The following is a 16,863-nucleotide window of genomic DNA, read 5'->3' as shown; positions in this document are numbered from 1 at the left end:
AACCATGTACAATGATTTTGCCGGTAAAGCAGCTGTCGTAATAGGAGGTACCTCTGGAATAGGCTTAGGTGCTGCAAGGAGATTGGCACAAGGCGGCGCGAAGGTCGTTATCTCCGGTGTCAATGAATCTGATGGGGTCAAAGCTGTGGATGAAATGCGGAATATGGGGATTGATGCTTTTTTCAAAAAAGCCGATATACGATATTCAGCGGAAGTTGAGTCCGTGATTCAATTTGCCGTTGAAACTTGCGGGCGGTTGGATATTCTCGTTAACAGTGCAGGTATCCAGCGGTATGGTGATACTGTGCAGACCTCTGAGGAGGTATGGGATGAAGTGATAGATATCAATCTGAAAGGCATGTTTCTTGCATGTAAATATGCTATTCCTGAAATGCGCAAAGCGGGTAAGGGCGCCATCGTGAATATTTCCTCCGTCCAAGCTTTGGCCTCGCAGAAATCGGTCGTCGCTTACTCAGCAAGCAAGGGAGGCATTAATGCTATGACTCGCGCAATGGCTCATGATCATGCTCATGAGCAAATCCGTGTGAACGCGGTCTGTCCTGCCTCCATCGACACGCCTATGCTGCGCATGTCTGCGGATATGTATAAGGGGGAGCAGAGCAGTGAGTCCATTCTTGCTGCTTGGGGGAACATGCATCCAGTTGGACGTATCGGCACCATAGAAGAAGTAGGAGAGCTGATCGCGTTTTTGTGCAGTGAACGAGCAAGCTTTATTACTGGGGCTGAATATAAAATTGACGGTGGTATGCTTGCCGCTTTAGGTGTGAAGTTACCTGAATAATGGAAGTAGATGAGGGTAAACAGCCTGCCGCATGGAACGGCAGCTTGACTCAGATAACGGGTAGCATTCTAGTGGAGAGTGATATGTAGTAATAACAATATCTAACTAGACGTAAAAGGAGACATAGCCACCTTTTTACGTCTAGTTAAAAACCCAAACTTTTAAGACCATATTCTCATATTATGAGGTGTGCTTAATGCATTGATCAACCTTTTTTCGATCGACCTTCCCATAGAAGGTCGTTTTTTTATTGCGAAGAAAGATACTACAACAATCATGTTGTATATACTGTTTTTAAATGCTGCAGATTCCAAACTATTTTATCACCATTGGCATTTATAAGCTCTATGAAATCACTATCCGCTTTCTGGAGCAAGCCTATTTTTTTTGTGTTATCTCCAAGATCAAAAACAACCAGTTTTCCCTCGAGCTTTTTACACTGTTCTTCAAAGGTTCTAGATAAAGTAATATTGACGGGACTCAATGGAAGCGACTGGTTATCAAGCGAATAGGGTGTGTGATTAGAGCGATAAGGAATTAACCATTTTAAGTGGTTCATAGATATAAACATGGCTTTATAGACAGGTGAATAGAAGACGAAATAATCATTCATAATACTCGTTAAATAACCATGGATCGTTTTGTTTCCAGTTACATAAATTTCTAAAAAATGTCCTTTTGCAGCATTTAATATTTTCCTGTAGGAGAGGCTATCCGCTTGATAATCGATTGGCGTATCCTCCGATTTATTATCAGGTTCCGTACTGGATTCCGAATTCAATTTTACATTCTGAACGTTGACTAGGGGGATATAATAGAACTGTTGCTCATGGACTATGACCATAATATCCAACCCTAAATCGATTAATGTACCTTTACAAATATTATTTCCTGAAATATCCACAATCACTTGTTGACCCACAAATTGTTGAATCACACGCATACAAATAACCTCCAATAAATGATCTTATCTGTCGAATTAAAATATCCAGGATACCCAAAATGCTAAAATGACTAACGTGAAAATAACTGTGATTGGGATGACCGTAGCCGTAACCTTCAAGTATTGGGCCCAGCTTAGATTTACTTTTCCTTTTTTGATAATATGCATCCACATTAAGGTCGCAAGTGTTCCAATTGGTAAAAGAAGAGAGCCGATGTCACTGCCGATTACACTTGCCAGATAAGAAATTTTTAAGGTAAGAGGATCAAGATCCATGCTCGTCAAGGTTAACGTTCCTACCATCAATGCAGGATGATTGTTAAACAAATTGGATAAGATGGAAAGCAGAATTCCCATCATTACACTTGCATGAAGTAAACTGCCGGAAATGAGCGGCTTCATAAGGTGAACAAGCATCTGGGTTAATCCTATATTATGCAAACCATAAATAATCACATACATACTGAAGGCAAAGATGAGTATATACCAAGGCGTTTTTCTGATCATGTCGGCAGGTGTAATTTTCAAATGATACCAACGCCATCCAAGCAGGAATGCAGAACCGATAACGGCCATCAATGGAACAGGAAAATGAATGAAAGAGGCAACAAATAGACTTATACGAACGCTGAATACAAAAATTAAAATATTCCGCATGAATTTAGTTTGATTCTCTTTTGAAATCGGAGACGAAACTTCTTTCAGCGGATGTGTTTGATTTAAGAATTCGACATGAATTGTTGGTAGTTTGCGAGGCAATACACGATAAAAACTAATAAATAATAGGAATGTAAGGAGTACAAGACCCAGTGAAGCAGGAACAAACATCATCGCCGTGTGCATATAGAGGTCCATATGAACAATTTTTAATGCAATCAAATTTACAATATTACTTACGCCGATAGGTGCGCTAGAAGCTGTTGCAATTAAAGCTCCGGAAAGCAGATAAGGAATTTTTTGATGGTTTTTAAGGCCTAATTTATGAAGCAGCATGAGTAAGATTGGTGTTGTAATTAATATACTGCCGTCGTTGTTAACGAAAAGGGTCATCAGAAAACAAAACAAGTTTGTGTACCAGAAAAGGCGTATCCCTGATCCTCTTGCCCGTTCCAGAAGCTTCTCAGCAGACCAGGCAAAGAATCCAAAGCTTTCCAAAACGATGGCCATAACAATCGTTGCCATAATGGTTACGGCTGCTCCGCCTATGGTTTCAGTTATATTACCCAAATCAGATAAGGTAACACTCCCGCTGAGGAGGACTAGTATGGCACCAACGGTTGCTGGAATAGATTCATTGACATTCGGATGCAAGAAAATAAAAGTAATGGTACATAGGAACGACAGGATGGTGATAGGAATCATGTAATCTTGCAGCATTATAGTTTCAACCTCTTTTCGATAAAGTAAGATCTTTGATATCATCTCTACCAGCTCTCTAGTGAACTGCACGAACTGCTTAGGAGTTAAGGTTCCATGGTTGTTTTTCCTCCCCTTATAGATGTCTTATAGTGTCATTTGCATAATATGTTCAACTAACATAGGGGGGACTAGCCGATTATCCAATTCTATAATTTTCCACTAATAGCCTGGTATAAAGACCTATCCTTTCTTCTGGTCTACCATTCAAAGAAAAAAGGCGAGTCTCCTAATTCTGGAGAACTCGCCTCAAATACTATCGTCACATACACATCCGCACTGCAGTTGTTCCTTAATTACTAGTATAAACCCACCAATTGCGTTAATTGGCGGGTTGTTGCGGGATGACTTATTAATGGCTTATCGTGTAGTGCAACTGAACGACTCCACTGCCAAGGGACTTGAAATCCAATAACTCCACATCCTTGTATTGGTAGTGTTTTGTATTTAGCAACAGGTTGAGCCCTTTACCCTCGAGCACAGGTGCAACATTGAATATCAACTCGTCGACAACTCCTTGACCTATAAATGCATTGTGCAGATCAGCACCGCCCGCAATAAGGGCTGTTTGATGTCCTTTTTCGTGCAGGTAATTCAGAGCTTCTTGTGGTGATTCTACAATCTTTATGCCGGGGATATTTTTGACACTCTTAGAAACCACGACGATGTCAATATCGGCAAAAGTACCTCCACCGCCGCTTCCCCGCATGCCCTCGAACGTTCGACGCCCGACGATGAAGTTACCGACTGTTTTTGCATGCTCCATAAAATTATCTAATGCTTCTTTTTTTGGCGGATTTTCGGCACTGGATTGTGCATAGTTACCATTAGCAGTCAATGTTGCCCAAAGAATTGTTTTCATATATATCCCTCCCAAATTTATATGTGGTTAAAATAGCTTACAAGGGTAGGTACCTTACAGAGAAAGCTGTGTATTCCGCTCATCTTATCAATTGCTGCGATGTTCTTTCAATGACTTTTCGGATAGAGGCTGCAACTCGATCAGGCCGATCCTCTTGCACGTAGTGTGAAGCATCATCAAGAGCTTCAGTTTCGTTCTTTTTAAGGTATCGCTGCCATTTTTCCATCTCTGAAGGCGGAAAGCCGGCGCTATCTTTCGTGCCCCACAGAATGTGCGCGGGTAAATCAGATAACACGGGTAGTTTCGATTCAATTTCCGCAAGCCACTTTCGTGCCTTCCGAATCTGCCTTGGGAAAATCCAAGTCGGTTTCCTTGATATTGGAGTTGGGAAAGGGTCTGTATAGGCTTTTCTCAACTTTTCCGTGATTTTCTCCGTTTGGAAAATCCCGTGGGGGACAATGTTTTTGGCGAAGAAGTTCCGTCGTGTCTGAAGCCAGTATCCAAGGGGCCATCCCCCCATGACCATAGAAAAAATCTTCATTGCTGGAAGAGTCGCTGGCCAGGCCCAGGTATTCATCACGACGATGCCGCGCAGGTTTTCCCGGTGCCGAACCGCGTAATTTAATCCGATTGGTCCTCCCCAATCCTGGACGACTAGAACAAAATTTTTGAGATCCATGCGACGGATAAATTCCATGACTGCATCTGAATGTTCTTGTGGTGTAAATCCATACTGCGATGGCTCCTTTGACATGCCCATTCCAGGATAATCCAATGCGATAAGACGATATTCGTTTTGAAGCTCCTTAATGACATTTCGATAGAGGTATGACCATGTGGGATTCCCATGAAGGAGCAGAATCGTCGGTCCTTGTCCTTCGTCAATGTAATGAATGTGTCCGTCACGATAGGGCATCCAGTGGTCCTTGAATGGATATTCCATCGAATCTACTTCAAATTGTCTTTTCATTTCTGTCTCCCCTCCTTTCTTTGCTTCAATTATTTTCCTTCCTTATTCACAATAGTAGCGAACTGTGATACATTTGAAAAGTAGTTACATTAAAGTGCAGTAGTTTCAAAAAATGAACTATGGAGGGGTCATCGATGATCAGTCCAGGATGTCCTGGGGCTATTGAACCGATCTTGACGATTTTAGACGGCAAGTGGAATCTGCTTCTATTGCGTGAATTGTTTAACGGCACCAAGCGTTTCGGGGAATTGCGGCGTTCGCTGCAGCCGATCAGCCCGAAAACTTTGACAGACCGGCTGCGCATGTTGGAGGAACAAGAAATCGTGACACGTACTCTATACCCTGGGGTGCCTTTGCATGTCGAATACGAGCTTACCGAACGCGGGCAGCGTCTGCAGCCTATTTTTGCTGCCATGTGGATGTGGGTTCAGGAGAATGGCGAATGCCCCCGGAAAGAGATGGACGATAGGGGTCAAGACTCTGAGGTTGTGATGTGATTGTGTTGATATGAGCTGTTAAGTATGCTGGAGGTTTCGGAAAGCTTAAAGCGGCACCATAGAAGAAGTAGGAGAGCTGATCGCGTTTTTGTGCAGTGAACGAGCAAGTTTTATTACTGGAGCTGAAAATAAATTGACGGTGGTATGCTTGCCGCTTTAGGTGTGAAGTTACCTGAATAATGGAAGGATTAAAACGCTTGGATGGATATTAACCTATTGAATAAACAAAACAATGACCGAATATGCCATAGCGGCAAATTCGGTCATTACGTTTTTTAACGAATTGCTGTTGGAGCCAGCCAAACGAAAGCCGGAATATTCCTCAATAGTCCTGATGCAAGGGTCACTATCAACATTACAGACATAATCACATTACTTATTCGCGGCATTTGTTTCTTATTTGCTATTGTGTAAGTTATATACATAGGAAGAATTAAAAACAACAAAGGGTTATATCTAAAAGCCTGATAAAAATCCAATGTCAGCAAAGAAAGAACAGCCCTCGTCATTCCACATCCCGGACAATAAAACCCAGTCAACTCGTGAAATACACAAGGAATCTCGATTCCTGTCACCGGTATCCATATTTTTAGGTACAACAACCCTCCAATACCAAGGGAGGAACCCCAGACAAGTTTAGGGTTCCTCTTTGGATTAAGCCCAAACTTATGCCAGTTTATTGACATCAGATTGAACCAAAGCATACGTTACGATTCCCAAGCCGAAGAATGTAAGTACAAGGTAAAGAACCGAATTATCAGATACCATTTGGCCGCGTTGTCGCTGTGCTTCACCGACTTGCTTACCCACCTGATAGGACCAGACATAGCCCCAAATACCGCAAGTGACCAATGTCAGCAGAAAATGCTTAACCCCTGTAAACGTGGAGTCACCACTCAGTTTACCGACATCATTGGTCATAACAATAAACCAGTAAATACCGTAGATACCGAATGTAATTAATGAAAGAACAATTGCCAACCCAACACTTCTCTGATAAACCATTACACACCATCCAGGTCATATTTATTTCAGGCAATAATTCTTGCCGCGAAATCGAATTCACTTTTAACGTGTCATATGCCCAGTGAACCTACTCGATCAGGTAAATTTCGGCAAAAAATGACAAAAAACAACTATTTGATTATATGAAATTATACATATAAATACAAGATAAAATGGTAATTTTCTAGATTGAGTGACAAGCATAGGGAAGAACGATTCGTTGAAGAGATTCGATCGCGGAGGAAAGAAGAGCCTCGGAAGCTGGGCGAGGACTCATGTCCGTTTTGATGAAAGGGAGCTCTACACTACTTGTAATAACACGGCTTGACGCTGATGTATGACTGTCACTATCTTTGTAATGACAACAAGGGAGCCCGGATTATTGAAGAATGATAGGCTAAGAAAAAACGTTGATTTATAAAATAAGGGAGGCAGCCCTAGACAAAAACATAAGAACGGTAATGACAGCGAGCACGGCTTTATTCGAATTTATTCGACTCGAAGCTAGTGCCTGCTCCCAAAAACCTGCATTTGTACAGCCTTTGGGCCGGTATATCCGAATTTTTTTGAATTCATGTAAATGTGCATCTTTTTTTTCATTTTTAGCTGAACCGGAGCGTTTTCCATGAAAATGGATGTACTTTTGCAGGTTTGTTCTCTCTACAGCAATTTCGGTAGAAAATAACTGCATGTTTGCAGGATTTTGTGAGAAATGGTGGTGATCGAAGGAGGGTCAAGCACTAATTTTGAGGTTGAGCCATATTTCATTAACTTTAGAGGTGATTCAGTGTGGTTGTATTAATAGACAAAGTTACGCAAGGTGGGCTGGCCGCTCTCGGCAAGTTATTTGAACTTGCAGCGTATGATTTATCTGAATTTAAGGGACAAATGTTAATGAGAACGGAGTATATTTAAAAACCAATAAGTGTAAGAACTGGTTTGAGGATCCGATACAGCCTTTTCTTTATACGAGTAGATGGTGAGGCAACAAGTATTCACTTATGGAGGGTCATACCAGCGTAACTGTCACCAGGTGCAAACGTATGGATATAATTTTTATAAAAACCTCCCCACCAGAGAGGTTTTTATAAAGTGGCAGTACCAGCGTTGGTATGTTTACAGTCTAATCATTTAATGAATGGATTGGTTATGGACAAGGACAATACCCGTTGTTCATTTGATCACAAAAACCAAATCACATCGCATCGATTTGGATGAAGTTGAAGAGGGGGCTAATAAGCCCCGTCCTGCCGCATATGTGAGCGGCTTAGCCCCTTCCGGCGGTTCGAATCCCTCCCCGAACCAAAGAAATGTACTTGTACCGGTTGATTTCTTACTTCAGCATTACTAAGCAGTGCAACTATCACGATTCTTTAGCAGCACTGAGTACTGCTTCTGGAATACTGTCGGTTTGGTTAGATGTAGTCTCTCCGATTGGTCGTATGTGCCGAAGCCACATAACGACAAGGACGATGATAGCGAACATGATAGCGCCGCTGGCTGCCGCTACGGCGTGCATCCCGCCGGTGAAGGCTTCACGTGCGTCGGTGAGCAGTGCCTTGCCGACTTGTTCGGAGAGGCCTTTCGCTATAGCCGTGGCACCGGCTAAGCTGTCGCGGGAAGCTTGTACTGCGGATGCCGGCAAGTCGGCGGGAATAGAGTTCGCCACCTGATTGCGGTAAACGACGGTGCCGATGCTGCCGAAGACTGCGATGCCCAGCGCGAAGGCGAATTCGCCGCTGGTTTGCAGCATGGAGGCCGCCGATCCCGCCTTCTCCGGCGGGGCTGAGCCGATGACAAGGTCGCTGGACAAGCTCGGGAGCGGAGCTGCACCTATACTGAAGCAGATGTACCCGAGCACCAGAAATGTGAGACCTGTCTCAACCCCCACCTGGGTCAGCAGAAAACAGCCCGCGGTCGATACCAATAGACCGGTTCCGATAAGAAGGGCCGGTCGGATCCGGCGTGCGATAAGCGGCGAGAGAAGCATACCGGCCATCGAGGCAATTACTCCGGGGAGCATATACAACCCTGCCTGAAGCGGCGACAGTCCTTGCACGAATTGAAGGTACTGCGCGATGAAGAGCATGGTCGCACCTGTCAGTGTAATACCGAACATGCCCCCCAGTGCAGCACTGAATCCGGGACTCGCGAACAGGCGCAGGTCCAGCAGGGGACTCGTCAGCCTGCGCTGCCGCGATACGAACACCGTGCCTAGGACGATCCCCGCAAGTATTAACAGCGCAGGCATCATCTGCAGACCGTACTTGGCGATTTCCTTGAGGCCGTATATGACCGGCAGGATGGCGCCCAGCGACAACGCGACACTGGCCAAATCAAGCCGGCCGGATTCGGGATGCCGGTATTCGGGCAGCAACAGGGGTCCGGTTATAAGTAAAAGCAACATGACTGGCACGCCCAGAAGGAACACCGAACCCCACCAGAAGTGACCCAACATGATACCTCCAACCACCGGCCCAAGGGCCATGCCGCCCATGGAGCACGTTAACCATATGCCGATGGCGAGGGAGCGCTGCTTATGGGAACGAAACATGTTGCTTATTAAGGCTAGAGTAGAAGGCGATACAGTCGCCCCGGCAATGCCGAGTAGTGCGCGGGCCGCAATGAGCATTTCAGCGCTTCGGGAGAATGCTGCCATTATCGAGGCTATTACGAATAAGGACCCGCCGATCAACAGCAGCTTGCGGCGGCCGATCCGATCTCCCAGCGTCCCCATGGTGATCAAGAACCCGGCGAGCATGAAGCCGTAGATGTCGATGATCCACAACTGCTGGGCGCTGTCGGCCCCGAGGTCGGCGCCAATGTGCGGCAGTGCGAGAATCATTACGGAGAGATCGATTGAGACAAGAAGGGCGGGCAGGGCAAGAATCGCGAGCCCTACCCATTCACGCATGCCGGCTTGCATCTCAGTCCCGTTCATTGCGTTCGTCATTCGGTCTTCAAAAAATCGTCCAGCTTGTCCAACATATATTTCGTCCCGTGCTCGCGCTGTTCCGGCGCATCATGACCATCAAGGAAGGTGCCTTGTTCAGTGTAAATAAGCTGTGTACCGCTGTCCGCCGGCCTGATTTCCACAGTCGTCACGGAGACTGATATCCGTGTTTCTCCCAGGTCCATGATGTAGGTATAAACGATGCGATTGTTCTGCACGATCTCTTGGTAGCAGGCGTCGAAAGTGTAGATCGACCCTCCCGGCGGGCCTCCGCGGCTAATCTCCCGTCCACCGATTTGGAAATCGAACTCGTTGGCTTTAGGGAACCATTGGGCTTTGGTCGACGCGTCTGACCAAGCGGTAAATACTCGTTCGGGTGATGCGTTATAATTACGCTCGATAACAAAGGTAGAGTGTTTTACGGATCGTTCGTTCATAGTTTATCTAGTCCTCCTTAGGTCGGCTCATCCGGATGCTCTTCAAGATAATCGCCAAGCCGGTCGAGGTGTAAATCCCGGATCGCTTTCCGCTCGGCGAAATATTTCTCATGATTCATCCTTATGGCGTTCAATATTTTGGTATAATCTAGAATTGTCAAAGGTTCTTTACTCTACATAAGGCTTGTTAAACGCTCTAATTCCTGTAAAAGCTTCTGTAGGACGCTTATATTTTCTTTTAGCCGATCTGGTCGTACTGTCGCAATGTAAGAACCGTTAATCCTGCTAATTTTGCACATTCCCCAACCTTCCACTCTAGTTTCATGATCATCCCCTTTTTTTGCGCGCGAGGTTTTTACCGGTATTCACATCATAATTCATTACGTTACGTAAGTTTCAAGGGTAAAATGAAATTTTTTGAATATTGGCATGAATAAGAGGTATAGTCCTTCAGGGAGCTGGGGCGAATCGACTATCGGCACTTTAGCGACTGGTCTACAGCGATTATCAGGCTTAGTAACGCTATACGTTTAGTATTTTCTGGTATTATGAAGAGCTCTTACTGTAGCAATAACCAGGCGGGTTGTAGGTTTCGTTGTCCGTTACTAGAGTTAATATTTTGTTAATAGTTCATTTAGAAGGATTCAATAAGCTTCGTTTATAATAAAAGGTAAGGAGACGTCCCCCAAAAAGAAATAAAGGAGATAGGAAATGAAACTTACTAAAAAATCAATAACCGTACTTTCATTCACAATAGGCGCATGTTTATTTGTATCCACCGCTTTTGCCGATACGCTGCTTGGCTCAGGTTACGACCGGCTGAAGGGCTCTGCAAAAAATACCGCCGCAAAGATGGAGAAAGGATTGAACAACTACACAGTCGAAGCGCTGTTTACATTTAAGGATAACGGTAAAACCGTACTCCAAGCGACCACTATCAACAAAATCGATACGGAAAAGCAGGCATCTGAAAATTCGACGGTGAATCAGGGGCCAGATGGAAAAACGACATCCAACTACTCGTATACGGACAAAAAGCTTTCGGTTTGGAAAAATGGAACGGATAATAAATATTACGTAACGGAATTTTCCAATGATGCGAATAGAGCAGAGCGAAACCGATTCACAAGTCCGTTTAATGACAAGGGAGCGCCAGAGATTGAAAAGCTGTTTGATGCTTTGGTCGGCAATCTGAAGGATTATGTGCAGATAGAGGAAAGAGCGGATGGCGCAAAAGTATACTCGGGAAGCTTGTCCGAGGCACAGGTGCCTGCCGTAGTTAATGCTGTATCCTCCTTCGGCTTTAAACGGATGATTAGCGATCATGGCCGCATGGAAAAGGATGCGAGTCTGCCGGAAATCGAGAGCGATATTTTCGTTAAAAAGGTTTTGGGGACGGCCGTTGAAAACAAAGCCGGCATTGTGGAAAATGTCACGGGTGATGTGACTTTGTCCGGGAAAGACAAAAACGGAGTTCAACACGATTTGACTCTGAATGCAGTTTTCAAGCTTTCCGACATCGGAGCTACGAAAATTACCATTCCAGACCTGACAGGCACTAACGTCGAGAAGGTAAGTCAATCCGGAGGCTTAAGCAGCAAATATGTAGGGAAATATAGAAATAACATTATCATTGAGAAAAACGGGAAATTCGTGAAAATAGGCGAGAGAACACTGGAAATTACAAATGTTGCAAACGATAAAGTAACAGGCAAGTATAGCGAAACGGTTAATCCTGGTTTCGAGTCCGATTATCCAGACAAGTATAATTTTAATTTCGAATACAATCCTAACGATACGAAACCGATGTCAACCTTCACTTATTCGAATGCCAAAGGAGAGCAGGAAAACGGACGAATTAATCCTAGCGGCTCCGCAAAAATTTATCTTGACCTTCATCTGGAGATCATGGGTAAGGACTCTTACAGAAGCAACTCCGGACCTTATTACGATGGAGAGTTTAACCGTATATTTGAGTAATAAGCAGGTCGAAGGAAGCCGCCAGTGCGGCTTCCTGATATTAGGATACTCTTACGGCTGCCGGAAGAAAGAGATAGATGGAAATCCTCCCGTTAATCCAGCCTGAATATCGTTTGAAAGCAATCTAACTGGAAAAACTCCTGCTAATAGAGGTGATAGGGCTGAAATCAGCCAAAATCCATAGAATTAGCAGGAGTAATTCCAGTTATAGGGCTTGGAGTGCTATTTTGGGAGAAAATAACATCACATTTTCCTGATAAATGCGCGGGGTTCGCTGGGCTGCCATGTCATGCTGTAAACGAACCCCGAATTCTGCCATTAGCACGCGTGGGAAAGTGATCTCATCTCTGCTGTTGGCTGAGAATACCCAAGAAGGGCTATTTCAAAAGGGTAACCCGCATCAAAGTTTCGGCCCCACTCGGTGGGGTTATTTTAGGGAGATGTTGTCATTGGCAAATAAAGCGATTGAAATAAACGGCTTAACCAAAGTGTATAAAAATGGCCGGGGAATCAATGATTTGAATTTAGAGGTTGACCAAGGCGATATATTCGGCCTTTTGGGGCCCAATGGCGCAGGGAAGACGACAGCCATGAAAATGATGGCGGGACTCATGAAACCGGATAGTGGCGATGTGAAGATTTTTGGCGCCAGCATTTTAGACAACTATGTCAATGCGATGAAGCATGTCGGCTGTATTATCGAGACGGCGGAGTCGTATCCTTATTTGACGGCCAATGAAAACCTGAAGCTATTTGCCCGATTTTATCCGCAGGTTGACCAGCAAAGAATCGACGAATGTCTTGAAATTACCGGTATGCTAAAATATAAAAATGAAAAATCTAAAAAGTTTTCGCTTGGGATGAAGCAAAGGCTGGGTGTAGCGGCTGCGATTCTATCCAATCCGAAGGTTCTGATTTTGGACGAGCCTTTGAACGGACTGGATGTAGAAGGAATGCTGGATATGCGAAAGCTGATTAAACAGCTTGCCGAGGAAGAAGGCACAACCTTTTTGATTTCCAGCCATCTGATTCATGATGTAGAGCTTACCTGCACAAGAATTGGTGTCGTGTACGGAGGAAAGCTTGTCAATGTAGATTATACTCAAAGCATTCTATCCAATTATTCTTCGCTTGAAAATTATTTTGTTAGTGAGGTGGACAGGAATGGTAGGGTTTAATGCTGCATTTATAAATGAAGCCGTGAAGCTGTTGAAAAAGAAAAAAATTATAGTGGCCGCTATTTTGTCCATCCTTGCGGTATTAATCGGACAAATTGCCGTTACAGCGATTAAGCATGGCCTTGGATTAAGAGTGGTAGGCAGTACGGAGTTTCCAATAGTGGTTCTCTCGATTTTTACTTATACGATTTTACCGCTGTTTGCAACCTTTGTTGCCATTGACATGTTTAACGGTGAATTTTCGTCGAATACGATGAAAATAACGCTCTTAAGACCCGTATCCCGATTAGGTGTTTTCAGCGCCAAGGTTTTGAATATAGCATTGTTTATATTGGCAAACCTGATGTTCGTCATGGTTCTTTCCTTGCTGGCCGGGTTCCTGTTTAATCCTGCGTCCGCTAGCTGGATGGGGATCATAAGGGTGTTTTTATCCTATACCTCTACGTTTTTTCCTGTATTTGTTTTTGCGCTTTTAGTTGTGCTGCTGTCCAATATATTTCAGGGAGGACTGGCCGTATTTTTTCTCTCGATTATTGTATTTATCAGCTTCAACTTTCTGGGCATTGTGTTTTCTTCTTATTCCAGCTTTTTTATTACGTCGATGTTTGACTGGTATACGCTGTGGATCTCGGAATCGATTAATGTGTTTAAAATATTCCGTCAGGTCTTAATCATGTCGGGCTGTGGTATAATGTTATTTACCGCTGGTTACTACCTTTTTGACAGCAAGGATATCTAGAAAGGAACCTACATGCATTTAACCAAACGCTTTTTCACGATGAATGCACTGGCTGTGCTGTTTTCCATTGGTTTGACAGTTTTGGCTGTCATTATTTTTGTTGCCGCTTATACGAAAATTTTTGGTCATAAGGCGGATATCAACGAATTGAAAAATGTCTTCGAGCTTAGAACGGGGATCAGTGAGATCAAGAGGAATGCACAGACCTTGGAGTTCGCGCAGCTTTTGGATAAAAAAAATCAGCAAGAGCTGTCTGATCGCGTTAAGGCTTTGGGTGCGAATGCCATCCTGTTATTCAATAGAGAGGTTTTATTTTCTACTAGAAAGTTTGATCTGATTGATATAGAAAAAAGCCTGGTATTATCCGGTGATATGCCTAATCAGGATACGCTGGAGCTTGATGGAAAAACCTTTTTCTTTGCCCGTGTTGACTACAAGCTTCCATCTGGCGATCTTGGAGTTTTGCTGCTGCTTGCGCCAATAAAGCTGAAAACGAGCTTTTATACGCTGCTTGGCATTTTTACGGTCAGCGTGTTTATCCTGTTTTTTTTACTGATGAACTTTTGGGTTTCTTATACCTTCTCGAAGGGTATCATTTCTCCGGTTTCCAGGTTAAAGGACGCGGCGGTTAAAATCAGTGAAGGTGATCTAAGCTGCGAAATTGCAGAGGAGGGTGAAGGGGAGGTCCGGGAGCTGGGCAGAACGCTGGAGCTCATGAGGATCAAACTGAAGGAATCTATTTATCTGCAGCAAAAATATGATGAAAACAGGAAGTTTTTGGTATCCAGCATTTCGCATGATCTAAAGACGCCTGTGACTTCCATTATTGGTTATATCCAAGGTATTATCGACGGGGTTGCGAAGACTCCTGAGAAAATGGAAGAATATTTGGAAACCGCTCGCTCTAAGGGAATTCTGGTAAATGCCATGATTGATGATCTTCTTTTATATTCCAAACTGGATTTGAACCAGCTCCCTTATCACTTTGAGAAAAGCGATCTGGTCAATTATTTACAGGACTGTGTTGGGGATCATAAATATGAATATGAAAAGGCCAAGCTATCCTTAGAATTTATAAACGAATTAAATGAGCCTGTTCTTGTGTTAATCGATCGTGAAAGGTTAAGGAGAGTCATTCAAAATATTTTGGACAATGCGGTTATGTATATAGACAAGCCTGATGGAAGGGTTGCTATTATACTCAGAGAGACCCGGACATCTGCCATTATAGAAATCAAAGACAATGGAAAAGGAATTCCCGAGGCGAACCTCCCCCATATTTTTGAACGTTTCTATCGGGTGGACCCTTCAAGAAAAAATGCAGATGGCAGCGGACTTGGGCTCGCTATTGCCAAGCAAATTGTGGAAGGGCATGAGGGGAAAATATGGGCTAGAAGCGTTGTAGGGGAAGGGACCCGGATAATGATATCTCTGAAAAAGCTTTAGCCGTTTGGAGGTTATGATGAAAAGGATACTTATTGTTGAGGACGACCAAAGTATTGCAAATCTGCAGAAGGATTACCTGGAGCTGAGCAACTATTCGGTTAAAATTGTGAATAGCGGATCAGAAGGCTTGAAAACTCTTGAGCAAGAAGAGATTGAGCTTGTTATCTTGGACATTATGCTGCCGGATATGGACGGATTTGAAGTACTGAAAGTGATCCGCGAGAAGGACGACATCCCTGTTCTTCTGGTATCCGCCAGGGCAGAGGAAATATATAAAATTAATGGCTTGGGGCTCGGTGCGGATGATTACATCACAAAGCCATTCAGCTCAGGGGAGCTGGTAGCCCGGGTCAATGCACATCTGAAGAAATTTCAGCGCATGAAAGAACGGTTCGGACAAGGAGAGGGCAGCAAGATCCAGGTTAGGGGTCTTGAGATTCATAAGGATTCCAGAAGAGCTTTTGTGAATGGAAATGAAGTTATGCTGGCGCAAAAAGAATTCGACCTGCTTGTCTTTCTTTTGCAGCATGCTAACCGGGTAATCGGCAAGGAAGAGCTATTTGAGCGGATCTGGGGAATGGATGCGCTGAGCGACGCTTCTACAGTAACCGTACATATCGCCAGAATCAGGGAAAAGATCGAGGAAAACCCGTCCAAGCCTCAGTATATCGGTACAGTTTGGGGATCAGGGTACAGGTTTATGGTTTGAATGCAACCAGGCTGGAAGGGGAAGGATCTAACTGAAATTAATAGTTATTCGATTCGAAGCCATTGCCTCTTCCTAAAAACCTGCTTTTATACATCCTTTTGACTTGCATATCGGCTGTCTTCTTGAATTCATGCGAATGTGCAGTTATTTTTTCATTCTTAGCTGGAACGAAGAGTTTTTCATGAAAATTGATGTATTTTTGCAGGTATGTTCTCTCAACAGCAATTTTGTTTGAAAATAACTGCATGTTTACAGGAATTTTTGAAAATTGATGTTCGGAGAGGGATCAAGCACTGATTTTGTGTTCTAATTGTTACAGATGGAAACTCATTACAGACATTAGAATGGAACGTTCAAGATTTGATTGGCAATAATGTGTATTATCAATTAAAAAATCACGTTCATGTACGAGCGGCGGATAAAAAAACACGAGGGACGAATAAAATGTGTTTACCCGTCCATGCAGAACCATTACTGCCCTATCGGTTAACTCCACTATGTGAACCGCCTATGCTCTCGAATACCCGAATGGCGGCATTGGCCACATCGATGTCTTGAGCGCTTGTACCTCCGCTGACACCTATACCTCCAACGATCATGCCCTCTCTGACGAGCGGGATTCCTCCTCCTAAAATAACGATTTTTCCATTATTTGTCATATTTATTCCGAACGATGGTCCACCTGGGAGAGCTGCTTGAGCCAAATTTGCTGTAGGCATTTTCATGGCGACACTTGTCCATGCTTTGTTCTGAGCAATGTCGATCCCAGCTATACGGGCATTATCCATGCGGAGAAAAGCGACAAGGTTACCCCCGTCATCGACAATAGCGATATTTTCGGAAAGACCCAGTTCTCTTGACTTCCGTTCGGCAGCAACGAGTAACGCCTTGGCAACTTCCGATGTAATTTTATGCAAAACGTATCC

General features: G+C 43.9%; 17 protein-coding genes. 7 read left to right on the top strand and 10 right to left on the bottom strand.

Features of this window, described 5'->3' with window-relative positions:
• Positions 1-4: 4 nt before the first annotated feature.
• Positions 5-802 (top strand): SDR family NAD(P)-dependent oxidoreductase, encoded by a 798-nt coding sequence (locus tag ACFQ0C_RS17490; RefSeq protein ID WP_379368344.1) that lies wholly within the window; start codon positions 5-7, stop codon positions 800-802.
• Between the two features lie 274 nt (positions 803-1,076).
• Here ACFQ0C_RS17490 and ACFQ0C_RS17485 read toward each other — a convergent pair whose 3' ends face one another.
• From ACFQ0C_RS17485 to ACFQ0C_RS17470, 4 genes are all read right to left on the bottom strand, one after another.
• A complete protein-coding gene (locus ACFQ0C_RS17485) occupies positions 1,077-1,745 on the bottom strand; it encodes a DUF2642 domain-containing protein (RefSeq protein ID WP_379368343.1) in 669 nt (222 codons plus the stop codon).
• Positions 1,746-1,781: 36 nt separating this feature from the next.
• The gene (locus tag ACFQ0C_RS17480) at positions 1,782-3,122 is read right to left on the bottom strand and encodes an arsenic transporter (protein WP_379368342.1); all 1,341 of its coding nucleotides are present in this window, start codon (positions 3,120-3,122) and stop codon (positions 1,782-1,784) included.
• A 391-nt stretch (positions 3,123-3,513) separates the two neighbouring features.
• Positions 3,514-4,023 carry a dihydrofolate reductase family protein gene (locus tag ACFQ0C_RS17475; RefSeq protein ID WP_379368341.1) on the bottom strand — a complete coding sequence of 170 codons (510 nt, stop codon included), beginning with the start codon at positions 4,021-4,023 and terminating at the stop codon, positions 3,514-3,516.
• 79 nt (positions 4,024-4,102) lie between these two features.
• Positions 4,103-4,993, bottom strand: coding sequence for an alpha/beta fold hydrolase (locus ACFQ0C_RS17470; protein WP_379368340.1), 891 nt, complete (start codon positions 4,991-4,993; stop codon positions 4,103-4,105).
• Between the two features lie 134 nt (positions 4,994-5,127).
• Here ACFQ0C_RS17470 and ACFQ0C_RS17465 point away from each other — a divergent pair, with 134 nt between their 5' ends.
• Positions 5,128-5,490, top strand: a complete 363-nt coding sequence (locus ACFQ0C_RS17465) for a winged helix-turn-helix transcriptional regulator (RefSeq protein ID WP_379368339.1) — start codon at positions 5,128-5,130, stop codon at positions 5,488-5,490.
• 275 nt (positions 5,491-5,765) lie between these two features.
• On the opposite strand, the gene ACFQ0C_RS17460 is transcribed toward ACFQ0C_RS17465, so the two are convergent.
• The 5 genes from ACFQ0C_RS17460 to ACFQ0C_RS17440 all read right to left on the bottom strand — a co-directional run bounded on the left by ACFQ0C_RS17460 (position 5,766) and on the right by ACFQ0C_RS17440 (position 10,046).
• Positions 5,766-6,176, bottom strand: coding sequence for a DUF2752 domain-containing protein (locus ACFQ0C_RS17460; protein WP_379368588.1), 411 nt, complete (start codon positions 6,174-6,176; stop codon positions 5,766-5,768).
• On the bottom strand, positions 6,157-6,495 hold the full coding sequence (locus tag ACFQ0C_RS17455) for a DUF4234 domain-containing protein (RefSeq protein ID WP_379368338.1): 339 nt from the start codon (positions 6,493-6,495) through the stop codon (positions 6,157-6,159). The genes ACFQ0C_RS17460 and ACFQ0C_RS17455 overlap by 20 nt, the downstream gene beginning before the upstream one ends.
• A gap of 1,363 nt (positions 6,496-7,858) precedes the next feature.
• Positions 7,859-9,448, bottom strand: coding sequence for an MFS transporter (locus tag ACFQ0C_RS17450; protein WP_379368337.1), 1,590 nt, complete (start codon positions 9,446-9,448; stop codon positions 7,859-7,861).
• A complete protein-coding gene (locus ACFQ0C_RS17445) occupies positions 9,445-9,885 on the bottom strand; it encodes an SRPBCC family protein (protein WP_379368336.1) in 441 nt (146 codons plus the stop codon). Before ACFQ0C_RS17445 ends, ACFQ0C_RS17450 begins: the two co-directional genes overlap by 4 nt.
• A 17-nt stretch (positions 9,886-9,902) precedes the next feature.
• Entirely contained in the window at positions 9,903-10,046 is a 144-nt protein-coding gene (locus tag ACFQ0C_RS17440) for a hypothetical protein (protein ID WP_379368335.1), read from the bottom strand.
• 550 nt (positions 10,047-10,596) lie between these two features.
• Between ACFQ0C_RS17440 and ACFQ0C_RS17435 the strand changes: the two genes are divergently transcribed.
• The 5 genes from ACFQ0C_RS17435 (at position 10,597) to ACFQ0C_RS17415 (ending at position 15,937) form a co-directional block, all read left to right on the top strand.
• Positions 10,597-11,865: a hypothetical protein gene (locus ACFQ0C_RS17435; protein WP_379368334.1), complete on the top strand. Its 1,269-nt coding sequence runs from the start codon at positions 10,597-10,599 to the stop codon at positions 11,863-11,865.
• A 449-nt stretch (positions 11,866-12,314) separates the two neighbouring features.
• Positions 12,315-13,043, top strand: coding sequence for an ABC transporter ATP-binding protein (locus ACFQ0C_RS17430; protein ID WP_379368333.1), 729 nt, complete (start codon positions 12,315-12,317; stop codon positions 13,041-13,043).
• Positions 13,030-13,782 carry an ABC transporter permease gene (locus tag ACFQ0C_RS17425; protein ID WP_258217476.1) on the top strand — a complete coding sequence of 251 codons (753 nt, stop codon included), beginning with the start codon at positions 13,030-13,032 and terminating at the stop codon, positions 13,780-13,782. Before ACFQ0C_RS17430 ends, ACFQ0C_RS17425 begins: the two co-directional genes overlap by 14 nt.
• A gap of 12 nt (positions 13,783-13,794) precedes the next feature.
• Positions 13,795-15,228 carry a sensor histidine kinase gene (locus tag ACFQ0C_RS17420; RefSeq protein ID WP_379368332.1) on the top strand — a complete coding sequence of 478 codons (1,434 nt, stop codon included), beginning with the start codon at positions 13,795-13,797 and terminating at the stop codon, positions 15,226-15,228.
• 16 nt (positions 15,229-15,244) lie between these two features.
• A complete protein-coding gene (locus ACFQ0C_RS17415; RefSeq protein ID WP_379368587.1) occupies positions 15,245-15,937 on the top strand; it encodes a response regulator transcription factor in 693 nt (230 codons plus the stop codon).
• A 479-nt stretch (positions 15,938-16,416) separates the two neighbouring features.
• On the opposite strand, the gene ACFQ0C_RS17410 is transcribed toward ACFQ0C_RS17415, so the two are convergent.
• Positions 16,417-16,854: a GlcG/HbpS family heme-binding protein gene (locus tag ACFQ0C_RS17410; protein ID WP_379368331.1), complete on the bottom strand. Its 438-nt coding sequence runs from the start codon at positions 16,852-16,854 to the stop codon at positions 16,417-16,419.
• Between the last annotated feature and the right edge of the window lie 9 nt (positions 16,855-16,863).

Origin of the sequence: Paenibacillus sp. GCM10027630 (assembly GCF_042676305.1) — a bacterium.
Taxonomy (GTDB): domain Bacteria; phylum Bacillota; class Bacilli; order Paenibacillales; family NBRC-103111; genus Paenibacillus_S.
Note: the sequence above shows the minus strand (reverse complement) of the source record. Positions and strands in the feature narration are given on the sequence as shown.

Bases quoted from the DNA above. Each gene is read 5' to 3' on its own strand.
- ACFQ0C_RS17490 (WP_379368344.1), top strand. From the start codon at position 5: ATGTACAATGATTTTGCCGGTAAAGCAGCTGTCGTAATAGGAGGTACC.
- ACFQ0C_RS17485 (WP_379368343.1), bottom strand. From the start codon at position 1,745: ATGCGTGTGATTCAACAATTTGTGGGTCAACAAGTGATTGTGGATATT.
- ACFQ0C_RS17480 (WP_379368342.1), bottom strand. From the start codon at position 3,122: ATGCTGCAAGATTACATGATTCCTATCACCATCCTGTCGTTCCTATGT.
- ACFQ0C_RS17475 (WP_379368341.1), bottom strand. From the start codon at position 4,023: ATGAAAACAATTCTTTGGGCAACATTGACTGCTAATGGTAACTATGCA.
- ACFQ0C_RS17470 (WP_379368340.1), bottom strand. From the start codon at position 4,993: ATGAAAAGACAATTTGAAGTAGATTCGATGGAATATCCATTCAAGGAC.
- ACFQ0C_RS17465 (WP_379368339.1), top strand. From the start codon at position 5,128: ATGATCAGTCCAGGATGTCCTGGGGCTATTGAACCGATCTTGACGATT.
- ACFQ0C_RS17460 (WP_379368588.1), bottom strand. From the start codon at position 6,176: ATGTCAATAAACTGGCATAAGTTTGGGCTTAATCCAAAGAGGAACCCT.
- ACFQ0C_RS17455 (WP_379368338.1), bottom strand. From the start codon at position 6,495: ATGGTTTATCAGAGAAGTGTTGGGTTGGCAATTGTTCTTTCATTAATT.
- ACFQ0C_RS17450 (WP_379368337.1), bottom strand. From the start codon at position 9,448: ATGACGAACGCAATGAACGGGACTGAGATGCAAGCCGGCATGCGTGAA.
- ACFQ0C_RS17445 (WP_379368336.1), bottom strand. From the start codon at position 9,885: ATGAACGAACGATCCGTAAAACACTCTACCTTTGTTATCGAGCGTAAT.
- ACFQ0C_RS17435 (WP_379368334.1), top strand. From the start codon at position 10,597: ATGAAACTTACTAAAAAATCAATAACCGTACTTTCATTCACAATAGGC.
- ACFQ0C_RS17425 (WP_258217476.1), top strand. From the start codon at position 13,030: ATGGTAGGGTTTAATGCTGCATTTATAAATGAAGCCGTGAAGCTGTTG.
- ACFQ0C_RS17420 (WP_379368332.1), top strand. From the start codon at position 13,795: ATGCATTTAACCAAACGCTTTTTCACGATGAATGCACTGGCTGTGCTG.
- ACFQ0C_RS17415 (WP_379368587.1), top strand. From the start codon at position 15,245: ATGAAAAGGATACTTATTGTTGAGGACGACCAAAGTATTGCAAATCTG.